Source organism: Salinibacter grassmerensis (genome assembly GCF_947077765.1).
GTDB lineage: Bacteria > Bacteroidota > Rhodothermia > Rhodothermales > Salinibacteraceae > Salinibacter > Salinibacter grassmerensis.
Genome location: NZ_CAMTTF010000002.1, coordinates 438,026 through 461,018 on the forward strand (window position 1 = coordinate 438,026; position 22,993 = coordinate 461,018).

Consider the following 22,993-nt stretch of genomic DNA (forward strand, 5'->3'; position numbering starts at 1 on the left):
ACCGGAGCGAACGGACCCCGTGGCTCCGCGTACCTCCCTTGCTGATTTCACCCTTCGAAAAAACAATTCCGACAATGGCCGACATCGACATCACCCGCTCGCATTCTCTGGGGCTCGACGACGGCCGGGCGGCCGTTGGGCGCGTCGCCGAAAAGCTCGAAACGGAGCTCGGGGTTGACGCCGAATGGGCGGGCGACACGCTGCAGTTCAGCGGACAGGGGGCAGACGGGCACATTGAGGTGGAGGCCGACGCGGTGCATGTCGCGATCAACCTCAGTGCTTTCCTGCAGCCGATGCGCGGACGAGTGCAGGCGGAGGCCGAGGACTACCTGGACGAGTCCCTTCAGTCGCAGTCGTAGGGGCCGCAATTACGCGGCGTCCCCACTCGGGGGCCAGAGGCCGAGCTCGCGGCGCACGGCCACGATCTGACCGAGGTGGTAGGCGGTGTGGTCGGCCACGAGCATCACTTCGCGGAGGTACGTGTGCTCGTCGCTAGAGGGAACCGTTGCGTAGAGATCGATCGTCTCGTCGGTGACGAGTTCGCACAGGGCCTCCTGGTCCTCCTGAAATTGAGCCACGGACTCGTCCCATGCTGTAGGGGAGGACGGGGCGGGTGCATCAGGCCAGTAGTCGTGCGGCCAGTCGTGCCCCTCGTAGTCGGGGGACTGGCAGTAGTCGAGGATGTCGCGCTGGGCCCGCCGGATGTGCTCGACGAGTTCCCACACCGAGTACGGCAGGGACTCAGGACGCTCGCCGCGACGATCCCGGGGCATGTGGGCCGTGATGTCCGCAAGTGTGGAGTGGGCCTGCCGGGCGGTGAGAAGGTCCGTAAGGTGGGAGCGGAGGGCGGCGTTCGGATCCATAAAAGAGGGACTATTCGCTGATTCTGGAAGCGTCGTGCGGCCTCAGCATAGTCACTGAACCGCACGGATGCAGGTGGCGGGAGGCGAAGCCGCGGCGGAATGGGACGGGGGCATCCCGGACCTTGAGAACGGGGTCGCTGATTGAACAAAGTCCCCGTTGGTTTCCCGTCTCGCGTGTCCGAGTGCATGCAGTGGTGGCGTGGTCTTCTCTTCGGCGCAGTGGCCGCGTGGCTCGTCGTGCTGGCAGCCCGCTGTCACCTGCCGCGTCAAACGGTCTCGTCCGCGGAGGGGCAGGAGAACACGAGTGCCATCTACGTTGTCCAGCACGGCTGGCACGCAGGCATTGCCATCCGCCGGGCCGATGTCTCCGACGGTCGATGGTCCGTCCTCAACGACTTTGCCAGCGCGCGGTACGTGGAGGTGGGTTGGGGGGAGGCACAGTACTACCCCGGCGCGTCGCGGGGCGTGTGGGGCGTGCTCCGGGCCGGCGCCTGGCCCACGGGCAGCGTGGTGCACGTCGTGCCTATCGACCGGCCGGTCCCCGACCGGTTTTCAGGCCGGACCGTCGTGCGAGTGCTGGTGTCGCCCGCCGAACTGGACGCCCTCACCGCGTTCGTGGCAGAGTCGTTCGCCGTTGACTCCACGGGACGGGCGTCCACCGCAGCACCAGGGTATTACGCCGGCAGTCGGTTCTACGCGTCGCCGCTCGCGTACCACGTCTTCAACAACTGCAACCACTGGGCCGCGGCCGCGCTCGAGGCAGCCGGGTGTGACGTGTCCCCGCGCTGGGTCTTCACGGTGGGACAGGTTGTGCGGCAGGCGAAGGCGTGCGGGGCACTTGTCCAGAGCGGCGGGCAGGAGTAGCGTGTGGTCCCGAGCACGCCGCGGTCACCGCCCGCGCTACGACGCCGCGGGCGTGGCCTCTGTCTCCTCCGACTCCGCCATGTTGAAGTAGTGCGTGACGCGGTCGGTCCCCTCCGCGGCATCCCAGCGTTCCAGCACGCTCACGACGGCCTGGTGCGGATCGAGGTGAAACTTGTTCTCGCCGAGCAGGGCGTGAAGCCCCGAGCGCCGCACCACCTCGCGCACCGGGCCGATGAGCCCGGTCAGGTGGAGCTCGATGCCTTCCTCCTCCAGCGACTCGGTCACCGAAAACAGGGCGTCGATGGCCGTGGTGTCCAGGCCGTTGATGCTGCTGCCGTCTACGACCACGACCTTCACGGGACGCCCCTCGCGCTCGCTTTTCTCCAGGATGAAGTCCTTGAAGTACTCGGCGTTTGCGAACGAGAAGGCCGCGTCCACCCGCAGGACCATGATGTCCCGCAGGCGGGCGGCCTGCTCGAACCGGTCTAGGTCGCGGAAGAGGCGGGTGCCGGGGACGTGCCCGAGCTCGGCCACGTTGGGCCGGCTGATGCGGTAGAGCATGGCGACGACGGACGTCCCGATGCCGAGCAGGATGCCCTCCTGAATGCCGATGAAAAGGGTGCAGGCCGCCGTGAAGAGGGCGATGTACCCGTCCCGCCGCCGCGCCTTGAATAGGCTGCGCAGCTCCCGAAGATCAAACAGCCCGAAGCCCGACACGATAATGATGGCGGCGAGCACCGGCGTGGGGAGGTGGTAGAACAGCGGCGTGAGGAACAGCAGGGTGAGTGCGATCACCCCGGCCGCAAAGACATTGGCGAGGGCCGTCTGGGCCCCGGACTGCTCGTTCACGGCCGACCGGGAGAAGCTTCCCGACGCGGGAATGCTCTGGAACAGGCTGCCAAAGAAATTGCCGGCCCCAACCCCGATGAGCTCCCGGTTGGCGTCGATCGTGTAGCCGTGCCGGGCCGCAAAGATGCGGTCCAGCGAAATGTCCTTCATGAACTGCACGAGCGCGAGGGTGATGGCCGCCGGCAAGAGCGTGTTGAGGTCCGAGAAGCTGAGCGCCCACAGTTCAGGGGCGGGGAGGCCCTGAGGGATGGACCCGACGACCGACACCCCCTTTTCGCGGAGCCCAAAGCCCCATCCGCCGAGCGTGCCGGCGACGACCACAATCAGGGCCTCGGGGACTTTGGGGAGCCAGCGGGGGAGGCCCATGAGCAGCACGATGCTCATGGTTCCGATTCCCAGTGTGAGTAGGTGGGTGTTGCCCGCATTCTGAACGGCCTCGATCAGCAGCACGTGAATGTACTGAGACCGCCCCAGCTCGACCCCGAGCAGGCTTCCAATCTGACTGAAGGCGATAATGAACGAGGCGGCCGTCGTGAGGCCAGCGATGACCGGCCTCGACAATAGGTTGGCCACGAACCCGAGCTTCATGGCCCCCATTGACATCTGCAGCAGCCCCACCATGGCGGTGAGAAGGATGGCGAGGGCCACGTAGCGCTCCGTCCCGGCCTGGGCGATCGCCCCCACGCCCGCCGCGATGATGAGCATGTCGATCGACACGGGCCCGAGCGCAAGGTGCCGCGAGCTCCCGATCAACGGGTAGACGAGCAGCGGCACGAGGCCGGCGTAGAGGCCGTAGATCGGCGGGACCCCTGCGATGACGGCGTAGGCCATGCCCTGCGGAATGAGCATGACGCCCACCGTGAGTCCCGCCGTCGCGTCCCCGCGCAGTGCCTCCGTCGTGTAGTCCGGAAGCCACTGAAACAGCGGAAGCGTACCGCGAAGCCACGCCCAGGCTTGATTCCACATGGTGTGTGCCTTACGGGCGACCTGGTCTCAGAAGGAAGCGAGTGTGGCCGGACGGGCCCGGTTGAGAACCGGAAAGAGTACAGGCCACCGGAAAGAGGCGCGGCGGCTGTTGATCCGGACCGATTGTGAAGTGAGTACAAGAATACAGCTTCCTTACGCGGCAAACCGCATGCCTGCTGGCACCGAGGAGGGGGCTCGCGCACCCATACAGGAGAGAAATAGGGGAAATGGCGACGGAATTCGTGCGCAGGGCCAAACAAAGCCACAGGCATTCGTCCGCCTGCCGCCAAATCAGATTTGGGTCCCGTACGCCCGGGTGTCTTTGCACACGGCACTGGAAGGGTGCAGCGGGAGGAACGGCACGATGATTCAGCGTGCGTTGCGCAGGTAATCTTGTCAGTGCCCGCCCCGGCCCACGACGCCCTGTTTTCCACTGTGGCGGAGCGTGGGCCTTTCCCTCCCAGCGAGGGGGGCGACTGTGGAGAATGCCTGGGGCGGTGCTCAACGAAACGAATTCTGTGCTCGTGGCGGACCCGCTGGGTGCCACGTGAGATGTCCGCTCCGAACGATGCGACGCTTCTGGTCATCTTTCGGCGCGACGTGTGGAACCTGCAGACGGGCACGCAGCCTCCGCTCTCCTCGGGAGGGGAAGCATGCGGACGCATAAAACCTCGGGCCTGTCTGGCGGTCGTGGTTTGCGTGTTGCATTCGACCTGATCAGTGGGCACTTTAGAGAAAACTCATCATTCCATGCCCAATGTCTCGTCGGGTCCATGCGCTTCTTTTTCGGGCTTCTTTTGGCAATCGTCCTCGTGGGGTGCCAGCAAGGCAATCAGGGCACCGGGCAGCAGGAGCTGCAGGGACGGATCGACTCCGTCCAGACAGCCAACCAGGACCTAAAGCGTCAGGTGCAGGCGCTCCGCGACTCGATGCGGGCGCGGGAGGAGGGCACCACGCTTCAACCGCCGATCTATTTTCCCTCGGGCAGCGCCTGGATTCCGGACCGTGGGCGCCAGCGGCTCGACGAACACGCCGCGACGATCAAGGACGAATTCCCGAACGCAGGCTTTCGTATACAGGGGTACACCGACCCCGTGCCCATCGGGCCCAGTCTGCAGGATACGTACCCGAGCAACTGGTACCTATCCGCTCAGCGGGCGGCGGCGGTGGCCCACTACCTCGATACAAACCACGACATCCGGACCGGAAGCCTTGAGATCGAGGCGTTCGGGCCGCGAACGGCGGTCGGGCCGGACGAAACGCCAGAGCGGCGCCGTGAAGACCGCCGGGTGGAGATTGTTGTAGAGGACGGCTCATAGTTGAGCCTGAGGGTGCGGGGGCGTGCAACAAAAATGGCAGACTCGGGTCCATCCCGAGCCTGCCAAAACTGTGCGGGCCTGAGCCCCGCGAACGTGAACAGGTCCTACCGCGTCGATCGGGCGGGCGTGCGCTCCCCCAGGGTAGACAGCACGTCGGGCAGTGTATTGAGGTCGTCGATGACGACGTGTGCCCCGTGCTCCTCCAGCAGTGGCTTGTGCTCCTCGGTCTCTACGTACGGGGGGACGACCCCGATGCGCCACATGCCGGCTTCCTGCGCCGCGTCCATGTCGTCGACCGAGTCGCCGACGTACACGGCCTCCTCCGGGTCCATGGGGCAGCCGGCAGCGGCCAGCATGGTGAGGGAGTGTTCAAGGGGAAAGGGATTGGGCTTTGCGCGGTCGCCCTGCTTCTCCTTGCCCACGAGAAGGGGAAAGTAGTCCGTCCAGCTCTGATGGTCGAGGGTCCACTGGGCCTCCTCCTCGGGCCGCCCGGTCACGATGCCCAGGATGTGGTCGTGGTTGAGCTGGTCGAGGGTCGAGTCGTCGATCAGCGGGGGCTCTTCCGTGATGAAGCCATCCCAGTCGTCCCCGCGATAGCGGTCCTGAAACTCGTCGATCACGCGGCTGATCGGCACCTCCATCGCCGTGTCGGTGACGATGGCGTGGGTCAGCTTCCAGTCGTCCTCGAAGCCGCCGTAGTTCTTGTACCGCTGGATGGCATTCTCACCGATTTGGCGACCGGTGAAGTGCTCGACGGTCTCCTCGATCGCGCGCCGGTACGAGCGGGAGACGTCCACCAGGACGCCATCCATGTCGAAAAGCAACGCACTGAGGTCTACGTTCTCGGGCATGGGGCGGAATTATGGGTGTGGATAAGCAATTGCGGACATTCTCCCTACACAGTGAGCTTGTCGTCCAGTTCCGGGATCTTTCCTCAGGGCGGGCAGCGGCGACGCAGAGACGGGCGGGGCGAGCATCGCACCCTGGAGGAGGCCCCCCGGCATGCTGCCTGTCGGAAAGAAACGGGACGGGGCCCGTCGTCCTACTCGCTGTTCTCGTTCAGAAGGGCCTCCACGGAGCGGCGCAGTTGAGGGTCTTCGCCCTCCGCCTTAATGCCCGGTGGGTTCTCGACCCGAATGTCCGGCCGGGCGGGGCCGTGCTCCATGTTCTTGTCGGTCTGATGGACGTACCACCCCCGGAAGGGCATGCGCACGTAGGAGCCGTCGAGCAGGCCCGCACCGCCGGTCGAGATGACGGCCCCGAAGGTGGGCTGGCCCACGAGCGTTCCGTGGTCGAGGTTCTTGAAGGCGTGGGAGAAGATCTCGGCGTTGGAGTAGCTGTTTTCGTTGGCGAGGGCGGCCACCGGTTTCGTCCAGGCCGCGTAGGGGAGCCGCTCGCCGAACGGATAGTGCCCGCGGAACTGCTCGTGGTTCTGATCGAGGTCGTCCGTGGCCCCGCGGGGCACGGTGTAAGCGTGCCGTCGCACGTTGAGTACCGTCATGAGGTAGTCGGTCGTCCAGCCGCCGCCGTTGTAGCGCACGTCGATGATGAGGCCCTCCTTGTCGTGGCCGCTGGCGTACAGCTCCCGCTCGAAGTGCTCGAAGCTCTCCCAGTTCATCCCCTCGACATGCACGTAACCGAGCCGCCCGTCGGAATACTCTTCGACGAGCTCTTTACGGTCCTCCACCCACTCGCGGTAGAGCGCGTCGTCGAGGCTTTCGGTGGGACGGATCCGCACTGTGCGCTCCTCTCCGTCGGGGCCCGCGACGCCCAGAAGGACTTTCTCTTCAACGGTCCCTTCCAGTAACCGGTAGAAGTTGTCGGCCTCCGCCACAGACCGGCCGTCCACGGTGGTGATGACGTCGCCCTCCCGGAGCGTGCTGACCTCCCGGTCGGCAGGGGAACGGGGCACCACCCGCTGCACCTCTACGCCGGTCTCGACCGGATCAAGCTCCACCCCGAGCCGGCCGGTGCGCTCGTCCTGCGTCTCGGCCCGGTTGCCGGCGTAGTACCCCATGTGGCTGGCGTTGAGCTCGCCGAGCATGCGGTTCACGACGGCCTGAAAGTCTTGGGCGGTCGAGGCCTCCAGGGCCCGCGGACGGTATTCCTCAAGCAGTGCGTCCCAGTCGTCGCCGTGGAAGTCGGGGTCGTAGAAGCCCTGGCTCAGGGCCCGGCCGACCTCGTCGAAGATCTGGGTCCGTTCCGCCTCGTGGTCCACCGTCATGGAGGCGGTGAAGGAGAGACGCTCCAGCTCGTTTTGCGCAACGGGCACACGCGCCAGCTGGCCGCCGGAGTGGGTGAAGAGAATCTGGGAGTCGTCCGGCGAGAGGCGAACGGCAGAGGGACCGACGTCGCGCTCCGTGACGCGCGTCCGCTCGGAGCCGTCCCACTGGATGCTGTACAGGTCGACCTCGGAATCGTAGTCGGCGGGGCCGGCGTCCTGTCCGCCCACGAAGTAAAAGGTGTCGCCGTCCTCGGCGATGACCGGGTCGGCCTCGCCGCCGGGCAGGGCCGTGACGCGCTCGAGGCGGTCGTGAATGTTTGCGAGGTCGATGTTCACCTCGGGCGACGCGTCGTCCTCGGAGTCTTCCGCGTCGGACTCGTCCTCGTCCTCAATTGCCTCCCAGTCGCGCTTCGTCTTTTCCCAGTCCTCCTCCTGGAGCCACACGAACCAGACGTCCGCGTCGTTGCCGCTGCGGTCGGAGACGAAGCCCAGCTTCGAGCCGTCGGGGCTCCACACCGGCTCGCCGTCGCTCTTGGGGTGCTGGCTCACGTTGACCGGCCCGGTCGAGCCGTCGGCGGCGTGGACGTAGACGTCGGAGTTAAAGTTGAGATTGTTCTGGCTGTAGGCAAGCCAGTCGCCGTCGGGGCTCCAGGCCACGTCCGTGGGGGCGTTCCAGCCCTCTGCGAGCACGGTCTCGTCCTCGATCGTGCCGTCCGCGACGGCGGCCGTCAGAAGCTGGCCGGCCCCGTAGGGCGTCATGGCGCCTCGGCGAAGGGCTACGTGTGAGCGATCGGGGTCCATCGCCAGCACACGCTCATCCTCCGGCGTGTCCGTGAGCTGGGTGACGCGGTGCCGCAGGGCGTCGTACAGGTCGCCCGGGTGTTCAGGGTCGGCGGACTCGAGCGTGTACAGGTCGTACTGGTTCCCCCCACGGTCCGAAGAAAAGACGAGGGTTGAGTCGCTCATCCAGGCCACCTCGCGATCGCGATGGGCATGGTCGGTGAGCCGCGTGGTGCGCGGCTCGCCCGGTTCGTTCTGCATGAGGAAGATCTCCCCACGGAGCACGAGAGCCACCTGCTCGCCGTCGGGCGAGACGGCGTAGTCGCGGAGGCCGTCGGTCATCTGCATTTTTTCGGTGGGGTCGAACCGGTAGTCGGCCGGAACGGTGACGTCGAGCGGGCGCGGCTCGCCGCCGTTCTCAATCAGGTAGACGTCGGTCTCCCGCTGGACGGCCACGACCGACCCATCCCGGCTCGCGCTGAGGCTCCGCACATCGTGATTGTCGAACGTGGTGACGGCCTCGGGCGCCCCGTCGGCCGCCCCCTGGTCGGTGAGAGCGAGTCGGTGGACATTGTAGGTGCCGCTTTGCTCACTCACGTAGAGCAGCGTGCGCGGGCCGGTCCAGACCGGCGTGTGGTCGTTGCCCGCGTAGGTGGTCACCTGCGTGTACGTGTCGGCCTCCGTGTCGTAGACCCAGACGTTGCGGTCGGCGGGGCCCTCGTAGCCCTTCTTGGTGACGTCGTTGTACCCGCGTTCGAAGGCAATGAAGCGGCCGTCGGGCGACATGCGGGGGGCGCTGCCCACGGCGTCGAGTCGTCGGTCGGGTGTGCCGCCGTCCCCGTTCACCGCGTAGATCTCGTCCGACCACTCGGCTTGTGCGTAGGTGCGACTCGTGGTGAAGAGGAGCTGCCCGTCCGGCGTCCAGCCCCCGATGGCGTCGCCCGTGGAGTGGTGGGTAAGGCGCGTCGGCGTGCTGCCGGCGGCGTCCATCACGTAAAGGTCGTCGTTGCCGAAGCGGTCGCTCGTGAAGGCGATGCGGTCGCCGTCTGGGCCCCACCGGGGCGCGCCCTCGTAGGCCTCGTGGATCGTGAGGCGCTCGGGCGCACCGCCGTCGACGGGGACGGTCCAGAGGTCGCCCTGGTAGGAAAAGGCGATCCGGTCGCCGTCCGGGTGGACCGCGGGGTGGCGCACGAACGGATCAGCATCCTGGGCCGAGGCCGGGACGGCGACGAGGAAAAGCGTGAGGAGCGAGAGTCCTAGTGTGCGCAGGGCGGTTCGCATGGTGGCGCAGGGGGGGCTACTGGAAATGCGAAGACGTGCAGAGGTGAGAGGACCACGTTCGGCAAAAAAGAGAAGGCCGAACAGAATTCCTAATTCATCATCTCCAAGAACTCCTCGTTGTCCTCCGTATCCCTCATCTTATCGAGGAGAAACTCCATGGCCTCAATCGGCTCCATATCGGCCAGAATTTTGCGCATCACCCACACGCGCTTCAGCATCGGCTTGGGCAGAAGCTCCTCTTCCCGACGAGTGCCGGACAAGATGAGGTCGATGGCCGGATAGAGGCGCCGGTCGGCCATCTCGCGGTCCAGGACGAGCTCCATGTTGCCGGTGCCCTTGAACTCCTCGAAGATGACCTGATCCATGCGGCTGCCCGTGTCGATGAGGGCGGTGCCGATGATGGTGAGGGACCCACTCTCCTCAACGTTGCGGGCCGCCCCGAAGAATCGCTTCGGGCCGCGCAGCGCCCCGGCCTCGATGCCGCCGGACAGCGTGCGCCCCTTTTCCGGCGTCACGGCGTTGTGGGCCCGGGCCAGGCGGGTGATCGAGTCGAGCAGCACGCACACGTCCTCCCCCGATTCCACGAGGCGCCGAACCTTCAGAAGCACCGTGTCCGCCACCTCCACGTGGCGCTCCGGCTCCTTGTCGAAGGTAGAGGCAACGACCTCCCCCTCCACGGTCCGGTCCATATCGGTGACCTCCTCCGGACGCTCGTCAATGAGAAGGGTCAGAAGGTGGGTGTCGGGGTGGTTGGTCGCGATGCCGTGGGCAATCTTCTGCAACAGCACTGTCTTGCCCGCCTTCGGGGGCGAGACGATGAGGCCACGCTGCCCCTTCCCGATGGGGGCGAACAGGTCGAGAATGCGTGGGCCGTAGCTGTCCGACTCCGCTTCGAGCGTAAAGCGCTCGTCGGGGAAGATTGGGGTTAAGAACTCGAAGTCGGACCGTTCGTCGAGTTCGCTTGGGTCGCAGCCGTTGATCGACGCGACCTGGATGAGGGCGAAGAACTTTTCGCCTTCTTTCGGGGGACGCACGCGCCCCTTGACGGTGTCCCCTTCTTGCAGGCCAAAGCGCTTGATCTGGGATGGCGAGACGTAAATGTCGTCGGGGCTCGACTGGTAGCTGTACTCGTCGGAGCGGAGGAACCCGTAGCCGTCCGGGAGAACTTCGAGCACCCCAGCCTTCTCGATCATGCCCCGAAGCTCCGTCTGGTTGGGGTCGTACCGGCGCATGTAGTCCGGCTTTCCGGAGCTCCGACTCCCATATTCTTCAGAGGACGTGCGGTCGGCGTCTTCGGCGCCATTGTCCGGCGTGGAGGCCGCCTCCGTCTCGTTGAGGTCAGGCTCCTCTCCTGACGCGGCCCCTTCGGCCTGCGCCTCCAGGATGCGGTAGATAAGGTCCTGTTTTCGCAGGTCGGTGTAGCCGGTGAGGTCCAACTCCCGCGCGATCTCGCGGAGTTCATCGAGCTTCTTGTCCTGCAAGGTGGAGATCTTCATTGAGTTACTCACGGGTCAAAAGGGCCGCTCGGGCCCGATGGGTTATCGAAGGGACCGAGGTGAAAACGACCTGCCGGAGAGAAAGACGGAGCGACAAGTTGGTCGCTCGGGGTGCCGGCAATGGCAAGGGCCGTCGTAGGGGAGAGGCATGGTGGCGGGAACACTAGATCGGTCGGGCCCGGTGTAGAACAGACAATCCGGGCCATCAACGCTCGGACGAAGAGTGGGAACCCCGTCCGTTGAAAACGATGCGACCGAGGCCTCGATAGGTAGAAGGCTCTTGCCCGAGGCGTCGTGTGTGGCGAATCGGACTCGCTGCTACGGGCTGATCTCCCAGTTGATTCACGGGAGTGTAGGGTTCGGAATGGGGGAATGTAGAATGGTTCACGGGTCGTTCTGGGCAGGGAAGACTGTTGTCTAGCTCTCGAGGGCCACCCAGAACGTAGCGCTGATCGGCACAATTCTCCCATGTTCAGTTATCTTTAAGAGGAATCAGTCCGTCGCGTTACAACGGGGACTCTAGTGTGTCTTATATATTCCAACCCCGTTACGCGTCTCATTTGGCCATTTTGCTCTGCTGTTGATGACCCACCGATGGATCCCGCGCTCCCTCGACGAGCCCGACGTAGTGCCTCGTCTGCAGCGCGACCTCAACGATTTGCCCGAGTCGCTCGCTCGTGCCCTCGCCCTGCGCGGGGTGAAAACCCTCGAGGAGGCGAAGCACTTCTTTCGGGCCGACCGGTCGGCCCTGCACGACCCGTTCGAGATGGCGGGGATGGACGCGGCGGCGGCCCGCCTGTCCGATGCCATCGACAACGAGGGGACTGTGCTGGTGTATGGCGACTACGACGTGGACGGGACGACAGGCACGGCGCTCTTTACGGACTTTCTGCGCGACCGGGGCGTGGACGTGTCCTTCTTCATCCCGGACCGCTACGAAGATGGGTACGGGCTCTGCCGGCGGGGCCTCGACGCGGCGGCCGAGCGCGGGGCCTCACTGGTCGTGGCCCTCGACTGTGGCATCACTGCCCACGAGGAAGCGGCCTACGCCCAAGAGTTGGGGCTCGACCTCGTCATTGCGGACCACCACACGCCAAAGGAGACGCTGCCTGAGGCGCTGGCCGTGCTCGATCCGAAGCGGCCGGACGACGACTATCCGTTCGACGAGTTGCCCGGGTGTGGGCTGGCCTTCAAACTCGTCCAGGCGGTCCTCGCGTACCGCGACGAGTCCCCCGACGCGGCCTACGAGTACCTCGACCTTCTGGCCCTTTCCACGGCGAGCGACATCGTTCCGCTCTACGGCGAAAACCGGGTCCTCATGGCCGAGGGGCTGGAGGCCCTACAACAGAGCACGCGTCCGGGCGTCCGGGCCCTGGCGGAAGCCGCTGACCTCGACCTGCAGACCGTCACCTCTACCGGCAACATCGTCTTTACCCTCGGCCCCCGCATCAACGCCGCGGGACGCATGGAGCACGCCTCCTCGGCGGTCGATCTGCTCCTCGCTCAGAGCCACGAGGAGGCCGAGCCCCACGCCGCCGAGCTGGAGCAGTTGAACCGTGAGCGCCGCCGCGTCGACGACACCATCGAAGAGGAGGCCATCGAACGGGCGGAGCGCCAGATCACGGCCCGCAGTCCGCACGCGCTGGTGCTGTACGACCCCGACTGGCACCTCGGCGTGATCGGCATCGTGGCCAGCAGCATCGTTGAGCGCTTTCACAAGCCGACCATCCTGCTCACCCACAACGGAGAGGCGGTCAAGGGCTCGGCCCGCTCCATCGAGGGCATCAACATCTACGAGGCCCTCGCAGACTGCGAGGACGTACTTACGCAGTTTGGCGGACACGACCACGCGGCGGGCATGTCGCTGGAGGCCGACGACATCGATGCCTTCCGCGATCGCCTCGACGCCGCCGTGGGCGAGCGGGTGACGCCGGAGCTTCTTACCCCGTCGATCAAGGTGGACGCGCCGGTCGACCTCGATACGATCGGATCGGTCGCGGATCGCTTCTGGGCGGTGCTCAAGCAGTTCGGCCCGTTTGGCCCCGCCAACCCGACGCCCGTCTTCCACGCTGAGGACCTGGACGTGGTCTCCGCCCGCACGGTCGGGAGTAACGACTCACACCTCAAGTTTGAGGTCCGGCAGCGGGGCGCCTCGGCCGGCGGGACGTACGACGCAATCGGGTTTGGGATGGGCGAGAAGCTGTCGGTGCTCCGGGAGAGCCAGAACACCGGAACGCCGGTGGAGCTGCTCTTCTCCCTGGAGGAGAACACCTGGAACGGGCGTACGACCCTGCAACTGAAGGCGCGAGACGTGCGCCTGGACGAGGAGTAAGCGGGGGGCCGGAGCGCGGGCGAAGAGGGACCGCGGGGGGATCGTCCACAATCATGACGGGGACAGGAACGACGCGGCGCGGCGCTCGGACCAGTATTCGCCGGAGTCGTTGAAGGAGACGAAGCCGACGTGGCCTCCACTTCGCGGGACCTCCAGAACCAGTTGGTCATGGGGCCGGGCGATGGAGTGCGGATAGCACGAGGGCGGCAGGAACGGATCGTTGGCGGCGTTGAGAAGGAGCGTCGGCACGGCAAGTGCGGAGAGCGACGGCTTGCTGCTGGCGCGCCGGTAGTAGTCGGCGGCCCCGTCGAAGCCGTGGAGGGGGGCAGTGTAGGCGTCGTCAAATTCCCGGAGAGAGCGGATGTTACCGAGCGGGGCGGCGGATACGCGGGCTGGATGCTGCTCGGCCTTCACGCGCATCTTGTGCCGGAGCGACCGGAGGAAGTACTGAACGTAGTGCCAGTTCGACCATCGGTCGATCCGGTCGGCGGAGGCGTCGAGGTCAACGGGGGTGGAGAGGGCGACGGCGCCCCGAATGCGGTCGTCGACCTGCGAGCCGCGCTCACCGAGGTATTTGAGCGTGAGGTTGCCGCCGAGACTGAAGCCGATCAGGGCCACGGACGTATACCCCTGATCGAGCACATGGTCGACGACGAGGGCGAGGTCGTCGGTCTTACCGCTGTGGTAGGTGGCCACCTGTCGGTTCGGCGTGCCGCTGCAGCCGCGCAGGTTGAGGGCACAGGCGTCCCACCCACGCCGGACGAAGGCCTGGGCCATGCCCCGCATGTATCCGCGTCCGGCACTTCCCTCCAGTCCATGCGTCAGGACGACGGCACGATCCGAGGGAGACGCGCCGGCCCGGGCCCAGTCGAGGTCGAGAAAGTCGTCGTCCGGGGTGTCGAGGCGCTCGCGGCGGTCGTATTCGAGGTCGACGCGCCGCACCAACGACGCATACAGGGTTTGTCGGTGCCCGCCGTCGAGCCACGGCGGAGGAGCGTACGTCGAGTCGGCGATTGGCACAGGACGAGGAACGGTCCGGTGGAACGAAAGAAGGGACTGCGAAACGTCAGCACCGCGCTGGGACGCCGGGGTGGGGAGGCGTCAGTGTCGAAGCACGACGGCCCCGAGCATGCGTCCGGTGGGGCCGTCAGCAGCGCGATACGAGAAGAAGTCGTTCGTGTCCCGCAGTGTGCAGCGGGGAGACACTTCAATGGCGTCGCTCGGCACGCCCCCTGTTTCGAGTTGGCGGCGGAGAGCAGCCTTGAGGTCGACGTGCGGGCGGTCGGCGTCCTCGGGACGCGACACGACGGCGTCGTCGAATTCGGACGCGACCTCTGGCCCCACCTCGAAGGCCTCCCGAGACAGACACGGCCCCACGTATGCTCGAATCTGCGCCGGGTCCGCGCCGCAGTCCGTCATGGCCGTGACCGTCTTGGCGGCGACCCGGCGGGTCGTGCCCCGCCACCCGGCGTGGCAGGCCCCCACGACGTCGTGCCCCGGATCGGCCAGGAGCACGGGTGCGCAGTCGGCCACGGCGATGGCGAGAAGCAGCCCGGGCGTGGTGGTGACGAGTCCGTCGCAGAAGGGCTCGTGTCGCGGCGCGTCGATCACGCGAACCGTAGACCCGTGCACCTGTCCGGCCGTTGCCAGCCAGGCGGGATCGGTTTGAAGAGAGGCACAGAACCGGCGTCGGTTCTCCTCTACACAGCTGGCCGTGTCTCCTACGTGACGCCCCAGGTTGAGGGTGTCGTAGGGCGGGCCGCTCACGCCCCCGTGTCGGGTGCTCATGCCGGCCGTCACGGATGGCACATGTGCAAAAATGCGGGGACGAAGGAGGGGCGACCGGTCGGTACCAGGGGCCGTGGGCACGATGAAGGACAACGAGTGAGGAAAAACCCGACGGGTCAAACCAACAGGAAGCGCAGGAATCGGTTCACGGGACGCGGCTATAGAGCAGGAGGGGACCCCCCGATGCAACCTCTGTTGCCTTCACGCGTGCTAAAAATACCCCAAAAGCTTCAAAGAGCGAGTGCTCACAGACACGGTTCTCCTTCCCTCATGGACCTAGATCCGACCCTCCTCACCTGGGCCTTCGTCGTTGGCGGAGCGCTCCTCATGCTGATCGAGGCCGTGGTGCCGGGCGGCATCGCGTTTTTTCTCGGCATCGGCGGCGTGGTGGTGGGGGGGCTTCGTGCGCTGGGCCTCCTGGTCGACCCCTTGTCGTCGGTCGTAACGTGGGTCTTCCTGTCGACCGGCCTCACGATTGCACTGCGGCCCCTCATGCTGCGCTTTGTTCAGGGCGACGTTTCGCTGGCCATGACCGACGAGGACGCGGAAGCCATGGGGGAGACCGTGGCGGTTCTCGAGCCGGTGGGCCCAGAAAGCCCGGGGCGCATTCGCTTTCGGGGGGCCACCTGGGACGCCCGCACGCTCGAGGGGCAGTTGCCGGAAGGCGCCGAGGCCCAACTGCTCTACCGCGATAACCTGACGTGGGTCGTGGAGCCCACCGACCACGCCGACCTCGACGCGGAGCTGTCGGCGGCGATCGGCTCCGACGTGTCCGAAGGGGATGCAGACCGGTCCCCGAGCACCAACGATACGACATCGGAGAATTCAGGGCTGGGCTACGACCCGTCGGCACGTCCGTCCAGCTAGTCCGCCACCTGCTTGCTTCTTCTACCAGCTCTTCCTGTTCCCATGTGGACGCTTCTGCTCGCCCTCATTGTCCTCGGGCTGTTTATTTTCTACAACACGTTCGTGATCGTCGAGATGCGCGAGGAGGTCATCTTGGAGCGCTTCGGCAAGTACCACGACACGCTGCACCCCGGGCTTCACTTTACCATCCCGCTGGTCGACCGCGTGGCCTACCGGCAGGAGACCCGCGAGCAGGTGCTCGACGTCCCGCACCAGAAGTGCATCACGCAGGACAACATTGAGGTGGACGTGGACGGCATCGTCTACCTGAAGGTGATGGACGCCTACAAGGCCAGCTACGGCATCAACGACTACCGGCTGGCCGCCGTCAACCTGGCGCAGACGACCATGCGGAGTGAGGTGGGCAAAATCACGCTCGACGACACCTTCAGCGAACGGGACTCGATGAACGAGGCCATCGTAGAAGAGCTGGACAAGGCCTCCGACCCGTGGGGCGTGAAAGTGATGCGCTACGAGTTGAAGGACATCCAGCCGTCGCAGGACATTGTGCTCACGATGGAGAAGCAGATGGAGGCCGAGCGCGAGAAGCGAGCCGAGATCACGGAGTCGAGCGGGGAGCGGGACGCCCGGATCAACGTGTCGGAGGGAAACCGGCAGAAGTCCATTCTGATGTCGGAGGGCCAGCGGGAGGCCCGTGTCAACGAGGCGGAGGGGGAGGCCCGCGAGATGGAGCTCATTGCGGAGGCGACGGCCCACGGCATCGAGCGCATTGCGGACGCCATCGCCCAGCCCGGTGGCTCCCTCGCCGTCAAGATGCGGCTCACCGAGCAGTTCATCGATCGCCTCGGCGAGATTGTGGACGGTGCCAACGTGAGCGTGCTTCCGATGGAGGCCGCCAATCTGAAGTCGTTCTTCGAAGGCGCATCCGAAGTTACGAATCCGATCCAGAATAAGTAGCCGCCTTTTCTGCCCACGCGCTCATCACGCCAAGTTCCCTGAATTCCATGGATGCCTCCCCCTTCGAATTCCTCAACACCCTCAGCCTCGGCATTTTGTCGATACTGGCCCTCTACGTGGCCTATAAGTTCCTGCGGGCGATCCGGTTTGTGCCGCAGCAAAACGCCTACGTGGTGGAGCGGCTCGGCAACTACCACAAGACCCTGCGCGCCGGCTTTCACGCGATGGTGCCGTTCATTGATCGGGTCGCCTACACGCTCGACCTCCGCGAGCAGGCCATTCCGGTGGAGCCGCAGGAGTGCTTCACGGAAGACAACGTGCGGGTAGAAGTGGATGGCATTATCTACCTGAGCGTGACCAATCCCGAAAATGCGGCCTACGGGGTCACCGATTACCGCCGTGGGGCCATTCAGCTGGCGCAGACCACCACCCGATCGGTGATTGGGCGCATGGAACTGGACACCACCTTCCAGGAGCGAGCGGCCATCAGTCAGGCGGTCGTGGAGGTGCTCAGCGAGGTGGAGCAGACGTGGGGCATCAAGGTGCACCGCTACGAAATCAAAAACATCGACACGCCGCGCACGGTGCAGCAGGCGATGGAGCGGCAGATGACGGCGGAACGGGAGCGCCGCGCCACCGTGGCGCGGTCCGAAGGGAATCAGCAATCCACGGTCAACGACGCGGAGGGCGAGAAGCAAGAGCTCATCAACCAGTCGGAGGGCGAGAAGCAGCGCCGCATCAACGAGGCCGAGGGACGCGCGAAGGAGATTGAGGCCCTCGCCGAAGCGACGGCGGAAGCGATCGAGCGGGTGGCTGCCTCTGTCTCTGCCCCGGGCGGCGAGGAGGCCGTCAAGCTGCAACTCGCGGAGCAATACCTCGACACGATCGCCAAGCTGGGCAAGGAGGAAAACGAGGTGCTTCTTCCGGCCGACCTGACGAAGTACGAGTCCGTGATCGACGGCCTCTCGCTCGACGAGTTCACGCTGCGGTCGGACGACGAGACGCCGCGACCGTCCGGCGACGGGGCCGCAGGGGAGAGCAGATCGCAGAGTGATTAAGGTTGTGCCGCCACCGAAAGGGAACGCCGACTACTCCACCGGCTTCCGAAAAATCATGAAGTGCTGGCGGGGGAGCATGTCTTTGGTCTCCATCCACTCCAGGCCCACCGCCCGCATTTCCTTCTTGGCCTGGGCCTCCGTCATCTTGTGTAGCGTCTTGATGGGGATGCTGGGGTCTTCCCGGGGATATTCGACGAGGACGACGCGTCCGCCCGGCGTTAAATCCTCCACGAGCGCCGTCATCATCTCGTAGGGATGAGAGAATTCGTGGTAGGCGTCCACCATGTAGGCAAGGTCGACGGAGTCGGCCGGAAGCTGCGGGTTCGTGACTGTGCCGCGGACCGGGACGACATTGTCCACGCCTCGTTCATCGATGCGCTCCCGCATCATGTTTAGCATTTCCGGCTGAATGTCGACTGCGAGAATGTTGCCCCGTGGCACCCGCGGGGCTACGCGGAACGACAGGTATCCTGTCCCGGCGCCGATATCGGCCACAGTGTCGGAGGGGTCGAGCGGCAGGCTATCGACGAGCAGATCAGGGCGTTCCTTTTTCTCTCGCGCGGGGCGTTCCAACCAATTTGCCCCGCGGTGGCCCATCACCTTCGAAATTTCGCGGCCCATGTACATCTTGCCGATGCCGTTCCGGCTCGGGGAGCGCTGGGCGTAGACCCCTGAGGTGTCGATGGTGTCCGGCGGGGCGGGAGCTGCCTGGGCGCGTCGTTCGTCCGGGCCGAGCGAGTACAACAGTCCCCCGGCCGCGAGCAACAGCGCAAGGCCGGTGGTTCCGAGAGCCAAGTACCTGGACATGGGAAAACGCCACAACGATGATGAGAAACCGTGGACCCGCCCGAATGCAAATGGCCGCTGGGGGTTTGTCCCCACAGCGGCCAGATGGATGGGCGTATCAGTCTTCTTACAATGTTGCTCCGGTCTGCCGAGGGCAGCACCGGGCGGGATCTACCCAATCAGCTTCTTGCGGTCTGTTCGGGCAAACCGCTGCTTGGACGCCCACGCGGCCCGGTAGGCCGTCCCGACGCGTTCCCGAAGCACACCGCCCGTCGCGGAAAGCACGAACGAGACGGGAGCGAGCAGCGTGTTGAGAATCAGAAACCCAATGATGTGCGGACGCGACTGGGGGCGTCCAAAAATGTACGTCTCGAGCCCGACGTATGCAGTCCAAAGAAAGGCGAGTGTAAGATATACAGCCATGTGAAGCTTGTATAATTTGATTAGAAAGTATAGTTTTTCTAGGCCGGTTTGCATCGCTTCGTCCTTTTAAAACCGACACGGATCGTACGAGGGGAAGACACGTCAGTTTTGTGCTAGACAGATCTTTACGACGACGAGCATCAGATGAAGGAATTAGTCCATATTGTTGCGGGTAGATGAAGAAGTGTGTGCAAAAGTGTATGAGCCCTACCTCGCATGGACAGTGCTCTCTGGGTCTGCAGCAACCGGCCGTCGACGTTGAGGCCGGAATTTAAAAACAGCGTCCGTTGCGGCCCCCAAGGGGAAAACCGAATTGTGAGTGTGCCCCACGTGTGGTTCGCGCATGTCAGCGAATCCGATCAACATCGTCCTTTTGAGCCGCCGACGCCGAGGCGGACGAAATGCGGAGACCAGATGGATCTGGGGCGCAAAATCGAACCCCACTTGTCTGCATGCATTGCACTTGAATCCATTCATGTCGTCGGTCGAAGAATCTTGTGTCGACTCAGGCATCTGCGTTCTTCATACTCCCCTGTCGCCTTATGTCGATTCTCCGGTCGAGTCGTCTCCTCCAGATTCTGCTCGGCATCACTGGGGTCGTGTTCACCGTGCTGCTCGTAACCCCAGAGCTGGTCGTCGAGTACTTCTGGTTGAGTGAACTGGATTACTCGAGCGTGTTCTGGACGATTCGGGGCGCGCAGGTGCTGCTGTTTGTGCTCGTGTTTTTGGTTGCGGGATTGTATTTCGGAGGCAACTTCCGGGCCTTAATCGGCAACATCCCGCCCCTCTGGGCCTCGCAATGGGCCCAGGAAGGAGAAGCGCCCGAGGTCGGGGGCAAGCCGCTCACCCGCGACCGGCTGCAGCGCCTGGGCTACGTCGTCGCGGGCGTGCTCAGCCTGCTCTTCGCCGCCGGGTTCTCGGGGCGGTGGAATGACCTGCTCCGGTTCTGGTACGCGGGATCTTATGGACAGAGCGATCCCGTCTACGGGGTGGACCTGGCGTTTTACATGCTGGAGCTGCCGTTTCTGCAGGCCCTCCAGAGCGCCGTCGTCGGGTTGGCCTTTCTCGGCCTCCTGGCACTCGTGACCGGATACGTCATCGCCGGGCAGATCGGCATCCAAGACGGTGGGTTTGAAGCGGATTCTGGAGCCCTACGGCATCTGGGGGCGAACCTCATCTTCCTCCTGTTGGGCTGGGCGTGGGGCTTTTACCTGGACCTGTACGAGCTTCTTCAAGAGGGCGGCGGCGCCGTCTACGGGGCCGGCTATACGGACGTCAACCTCATGATCCCGGCCCTGTATGTGATGGTCGCGGCCACGATCGTGCTCGCGGGACTGGTCGGCCTCAACCTGTACCGGCGGCGCCTCCGCCTCTTGGGCATTGGCGGGGTCGGGTACCTCGTCCTGCTGGTCGGCGGGCTCGTGCTGGCGCCGTCACTCGTGACGCAGCTCACCGTGCTGCCCAGCGAACTGCAGGTGGAGCGTCCCTACCTCAAGAATAACATCGACATGACCCGCGAGGCGTACGCGCTCGGGGACTTCAAGGAGCGCTCGTACCCGGCCCAGCCGGACCTGCCGGCCGACGCCGTGGAGCAAAACGAGGAGACCATCGACAACGTGCGGCTCTGGGACCCCCGCCTGCTGATTGACACCTACCGGCAGCTCCAAGAGATTCGCCTCTACTACGAGTTCTACAGCGTGGACGTCGACCGGTACATGCTTGACGGCGACTACCGGCAGGTGATGGTGTCGCCCCGCGAGCTTACCCAGCAGCTGCCGGAGGACACCTGGGACAACCGGCACGTCCGCTTCACGCACGGGTACGGGTCGGTGTCCAACCTCGTGGCGCGAGAGGGATCGGAAGGGAGCCCGGAGTTTCTCACGCAGGACATTCCGCCCCAGTCGAAGTACGAATCCCTCGACGTAGACAACCCGGCGCTCTACTACGGGGAGCGCACGCCCACCTACCGGGTTGTCCCCGCGGGCGTGCCGGGCGACTCTTTGGAACTGGACTATCCCCGCTCCGGCGAAAACAAGTACACCCGGTACGGCGGGGAGGGGGGCGTACCTGTGGGGAGCTTCTGGAAGCAGTTGCTCTTCTCCTACTACATGGGCGACTTCAACATTCTCCTCACCGACTACATCCAGGATGACAGTCAGATCCAGTTCTGGAACCAGGTGGAAGAGCGAGTGCGTCACGTCGCGCCCTTCCTGAGGCTCGACAAGGATCCCTACTTGGTTCACGGCGACGACCGTCACTACTACATCGTGGACGCCTACACGGCCAGCAACTCGTTTCCCTACTCGGAGCCCATTCGGGGTCAGCAGGGCTACGAGGGCACACGCTACATCCGAAACTCGGTGAAGGTGGTAGTGGATGCGTACAACGGGGACGTTTCCCTGTACGTATCGAACTCGGACGATCCAATCATTCAGACGTACCAGCGGATCTTCCCGGACCTCTTTCAGCCGCTCGACGCGATGCCGGAGCTGCTGCAGAACCACATTCGGTACCCGCAGGACTTCTTCGAGATCCAGATGGAACGGTACCGGCGCTACCACCAGACGCAGCCGCAGGTCTTCTACAACAATGAGGACCTCTGGACACGGCCGCAGGAGCAATACGCGAACCAGCAGCGCAAGATGGAGCCGTATTACATCCTTACGGACCTGCCGGGAAAGGACGATGCCGGGCTGGAGTTCATGCTCATGCTGCCGATGACGCCCGATGGGCGCGACAACATGATCGGATGGGTGGCGGCCCGGTCCGACCCGTCAAACTACGGGGAGGTTGTCGTTTACGAGCTCCCGAAGGACCGACTCATTCGCGGGCCCAATCAGATTGAGTCACGCATCGACCAGGACACTGAGATCTCCCAGCAGCTGTCGCTGTGGGACCAACGAGGATCGAGTGTCATCCGCGGCAACTTGATTGTGGTGCCCATTGAGGAATCGTTCCTCTACGTCGAGCCGATCTACTTGATCGCCGACGAGATCCAGATTCCGGAGATGCAGCGCGTGATCGCGGCGACCGATCAGGATGTCGCGATGAAACGGACCCTGCGCCAGTCGCTCAACAGCGTGCTGGGGGAGCAGGTCGTGGAAACGCGTGACCAGGCGCTGGCCCAGATGCAACAGGCCGCACAGTCGGCACAGGCCGCGTCGCCAGAGCAGGTAGAGGGGCTGGAGCGGGCCAAAGAGCTGATTCAGGAGGCGCGAGACGCCCTCCAGGGCGGCGACTTTGCCACCTTCGGCAATCGGTTCGACGAGCTGCAACAGGTGCTCAACGACGTGCCGCTTCCCGACACCACCGGCACCGCTCCGCCCCCGACGTCCTCCGACACGACCGGCACCATGACGGTCCCGACCGGAGACGTGTCGGAGGTGAGCGGAGGGTCGTGAGGCCCCCGGCCTCACCGCTTCTGAATCAGAATCCAGTTGTTCGCCGCCGCGTCGCGGTAGAGCCGCACGTCCACGAGGGTGGGACGCATCTGGTACGTAAATGTGTACGTGAAGTACTCGTCGAGGCCGCCCTCCCGGACCCCATCCTTGAAGCGGCCGAAGAACAGCGGGTTGTTGCTACACGGGGCCAGTTCGGTGAAGAAGTTGGACCCGACAGCATCTGCGGGATCGATGCCGCTCAGGTTTGACTCGTAGCGGTTGTAGAACTGCACGATGCCCCCATCGTCAATCTGAATAATGCCGAACGGGGCCGTATCCAGTTCGTCCTCGTCGGCGTGCCGCAATTCCTCTCCTACGCCTTCGTCGTCGAACTCGAGGTCCGTCGTCGGAAGCTCGGGCTCGTCGGCGTTGCCAGAGTCGCCGGAGGGCGACTCCGAGCCGTCTTCGCGCAGGTACGAGTATGGGTCCTGAGAGTCAGCCATGAGGGCAGACACAGTGAAGAGGCTGGCGAGCGGGGCGCGATCGCATCACAGCCGCGCGCGTGAGCAATCGAGGGACGGAGTCCCCAAAGTTCGGGTCCTCCGCTTCAGTGTAATACTCTCGTATCCGTCGTGCGAGGCATCGATCCATCATCCCGGCCGTCACGCCCGGTTCCGAGAGAGAAATCGGATGTAACCAAGTCGCTATGACCAAGGACGAGAATAAACGCCAGGAATCCTCGGTTAATGCCCCCAATACT

At 64.7% G+C, this 22,993-nt stretch carries 18 protein-coding genes; 8 read left to right on the top strand and 10 right to left on the bottom strand.

All coding sequences use genetic code 11. The annotated features are described in order from the left end of the window. Window positions 1–74 precede the first annotated feature (74 nt). Window positions 75–359 carry a polyhydroxyalkanoic acid system family protein gene (locus tag OJB03_RS06040; RefSeq protein ID WP_263785997.1) on the top strand — a complete coding sequence of 95 codons (285 nt, stop codon included), beginning with the start codon at window positions 75–77 and terminating at the stop codon, window positions 357–359. Between the two features lie 9 nt (window positions 360–368). Here the strand turns inward: OJB03_RS06040 and OJB03_RS06045 are convergent, their stop codons facing one another. Next, a complete protein-coding gene (locus tag OJB03_RS06045) occupies window positions 369–863 on the bottom strand; it encodes a DinB family protein (RefSeq protein WP_263785998.1) in 495 nt (164 codons plus the stop codon). A 186-nt stretch (window positions 864–1,049) separates the two neighbouring features. On the opposite strand from OJB03_RS06045, the gene OJB03_RS06050 reads away from it, so the two are divergent. Next, a complete protein-coding gene (locus tag OJB03_RS06050) occupies window positions 1,050–1,727 on the top strand; it encodes a DUF2459 domain-containing protein (RefSeq protein ID WP_263785999.1) in 678 nt (225 codons plus the stop codon). A 36-nt stretch (window positions 1,728–1,763) separates the two neighbouring features. On the opposite strand, the gene OJB03_RS06055 is transcribed toward OJB03_RS06050, so the two are convergent. After that, window positions 1,764–3,542 (bottom strand): SulP family inorganic anion transporter, encoded by a 1,779-nt coding sequence (locus OJB03_RS06055; RefSeq protein ID WP_263786000.1) that lies wholly within the window; start codon window positions 3,540–3,542, stop codon window positions 1,764–1,766. Between the two features lie 773 nt (window positions 3,543–4,315). Here OJB03_RS06055 and OJB03_RS06060 point away from each other — a divergent pair. Then, window positions 4,316–4,861: an OmpA/MotB family protein gene (locus OJB03_RS06060; protein ID WP_263786001.1), complete on the top strand. Its 546-nt coding sequence runs from the start codon at window positions 4,316–4,318 to the stop codon at window positions 4,859–4,861. A gap of 104 nt (window positions 4,862–4,965) precedes the next feature. Here the strand turns inward: OJB03_RS06060 and OJB03_RS06065 are convergent, their stop codons facing one another. The 3 genes from OJB03_RS06065 to rho all read right to left on the bottom strand — a co-directional run bounded on the left by OJB03_RS06065 (window position 4,966) and on the right by rho (window position 10,642). Continuing rightward, a complete protein-coding gene (locus OJB03_RS06065; protein ID WP_263786002.1) occupies window positions 4,966–5,712 on the bottom strand; it encodes an HAD family hydrolase in 747 nt (248 codons plus the stop codon). Window positions 5,713–5,903: 191 nt separating this feature from the next. Then, window positions 5,904–9,146: a S41 family peptidase gene (locus OJB03_RS06070; protein WP_263786003.1), complete on the bottom strand. Its 3,243-nt coding sequence runs from the start codon at window positions 9,144–9,146 to the stop codon at window positions 5,904–5,906. Between the two features lie 89 nt (window positions 9,147–9,235). Beyond that, window positions 9,236–10,642, bottom strand: a complete 1,407-nt coding sequence (rho, locus tag OJB03_RS06075; protein ID WP_263786004.1) for a transcription termination factor Rho — start codon at window positions 10,640–10,642, stop codon at window positions 9,236–9,238. 583 nt (window positions 10,643–11,225) lie between these two features. Here rho and recJ point away from each other — a divergent pair. After that, a complete protein-coding gene (gene recJ / locus OJB03_RS06080; RefSeq protein WP_263786005.1) occupies window positions 11,226–12,974 on the top strand; it encodes a single-stranded-DNA-specific exonuclease RecJ in 1,749 nt (582 codons plus the stop codon). Window positions 12,975–13,025: 51 nt separating this feature from the next. On the opposite strand, the gene OJB03_RS06085 is transcribed toward recJ, so the two are convergent. Further along, on the bottom strand, window positions 13,026–13,994 hold the full coding sequence (locus tag OJB03_RS06085) for a YheT family hydrolase (RefSeq protein ID WP_263786006.1): 969 nt from the start codon (window positions 13,992–13,994) through the stop codon (window positions 13,026–13,028). Between the two features lie 81 nt (window positions 13,995–14,075). Further along, the gene (pgeF, locus tag OJB03_RS06090) at window positions 14,076–14,843 is read right to left on the bottom strand and encodes a peptidoglycan editing factor PgeF (RefSeq protein WP_263786007.1); all 768 of its coding nucleotides are present in this window, start codon (window positions 14,841–14,843) and stop codon (window positions 14,076–14,078) included. 189 nt (window positions 14,844–15,032) lie between these two features. Between pgeF and OJB03_RS06095 the strand changes: the two genes are divergently transcribed. The 3 genes from OJB03_RS06095 to OJB03_RS06105 are packed head-to-tail and all read left to right on the top strand — an operon-like array spanning window position 15,033 to window position 17,644. Beyond that, window positions 15,033–15,629 carry an NfeD family protein gene (locus OJB03_RS06095; RefSeq protein ID WP_263786008.1) on the top strand — a complete coding sequence of 199 codons (597 nt, stop codon included), beginning with the start codon at window positions 15,033–15,035 and terminating at the stop codon, window positions 15,627–15,629. A gap of 42 nt (window positions 15,630–15,671) precedes the next feature. Then, on the top strand, window positions 15,672–16,586 hold the full coding sequence (locus OJB03_RS06100) for an SPFH domain-containing protein (protein WP_263786009.1): 915 nt from the start codon (window positions 15,672–15,674) through the stop codon (window positions 16,584–16,586). 47 nt (window positions 16,587–16,633) lie between these two features. Continuing rightward, a complete protein-coding gene (locus OJB03_RS06105; protein ID WP_263786010.1) occupies window positions 16,634–17,644 on the top strand; it encodes an SPFH domain-containing protein in 1,011 nt (336 codons plus the stop codon). Between the two features lie 30 nt (window positions 17,645–17,674). On the opposite strand, the gene OJB03_RS06110 is transcribed toward OJB03_RS06105, so the two are convergent. Then, window positions 17,675–18,451, bottom strand: coding sequence for a class I SAM-dependent methyltransferase (locus OJB03_RS06110; RefSeq protein WP_263786011.1), 777 nt, complete (start codon window positions 18,449–18,451; stop codon window positions 17,675–17,677). Between the two features lie 150 nt (window positions 18,452–18,601). Beyond that, window positions 18,602–18,853, bottom strand: coding sequence for a hypothetical protein (locus OJB03_RS06115; RefSeq protein WP_263786012.1), 252 nt, complete (start codon window positions 18,851–18,853; stop codon window positions 18,602–18,604). 542 nt (window positions 18,854–19,395) lie between these two features. Between OJB03_RS06115 and OJB03_RS06120 the strand changes: the two genes are divergently transcribed. After that, window positions 19,396–22,254: a UPF0182 family membrane protein gene (locus OJB03_RS06120; RefSeq protein ID WP_263786013.1), complete on the top strand. Its 2,859-nt coding sequence runs from the start codon at window positions 19,396–19,398 to the stop codon at window positions 22,252–22,254. An 11-nt stretch (window positions 22,255–22,265) separates the two neighbouring features. Here OJB03_RS06120 and OJB03_RS06125 read toward each other — a convergent pair whose 3' ends face one another. Further along, a complete protein-coding gene (locus tag OJB03_RS06125) occupies window positions 22,266–22,736 on the bottom strand; it encodes a PAS domain-containing protein (protein ID WP_263786014.1) in 471 nt (156 codons plus the stop codon). Between the last annotated feature and the right edge of the window lie 257 nt (window positions 22,737–22,993).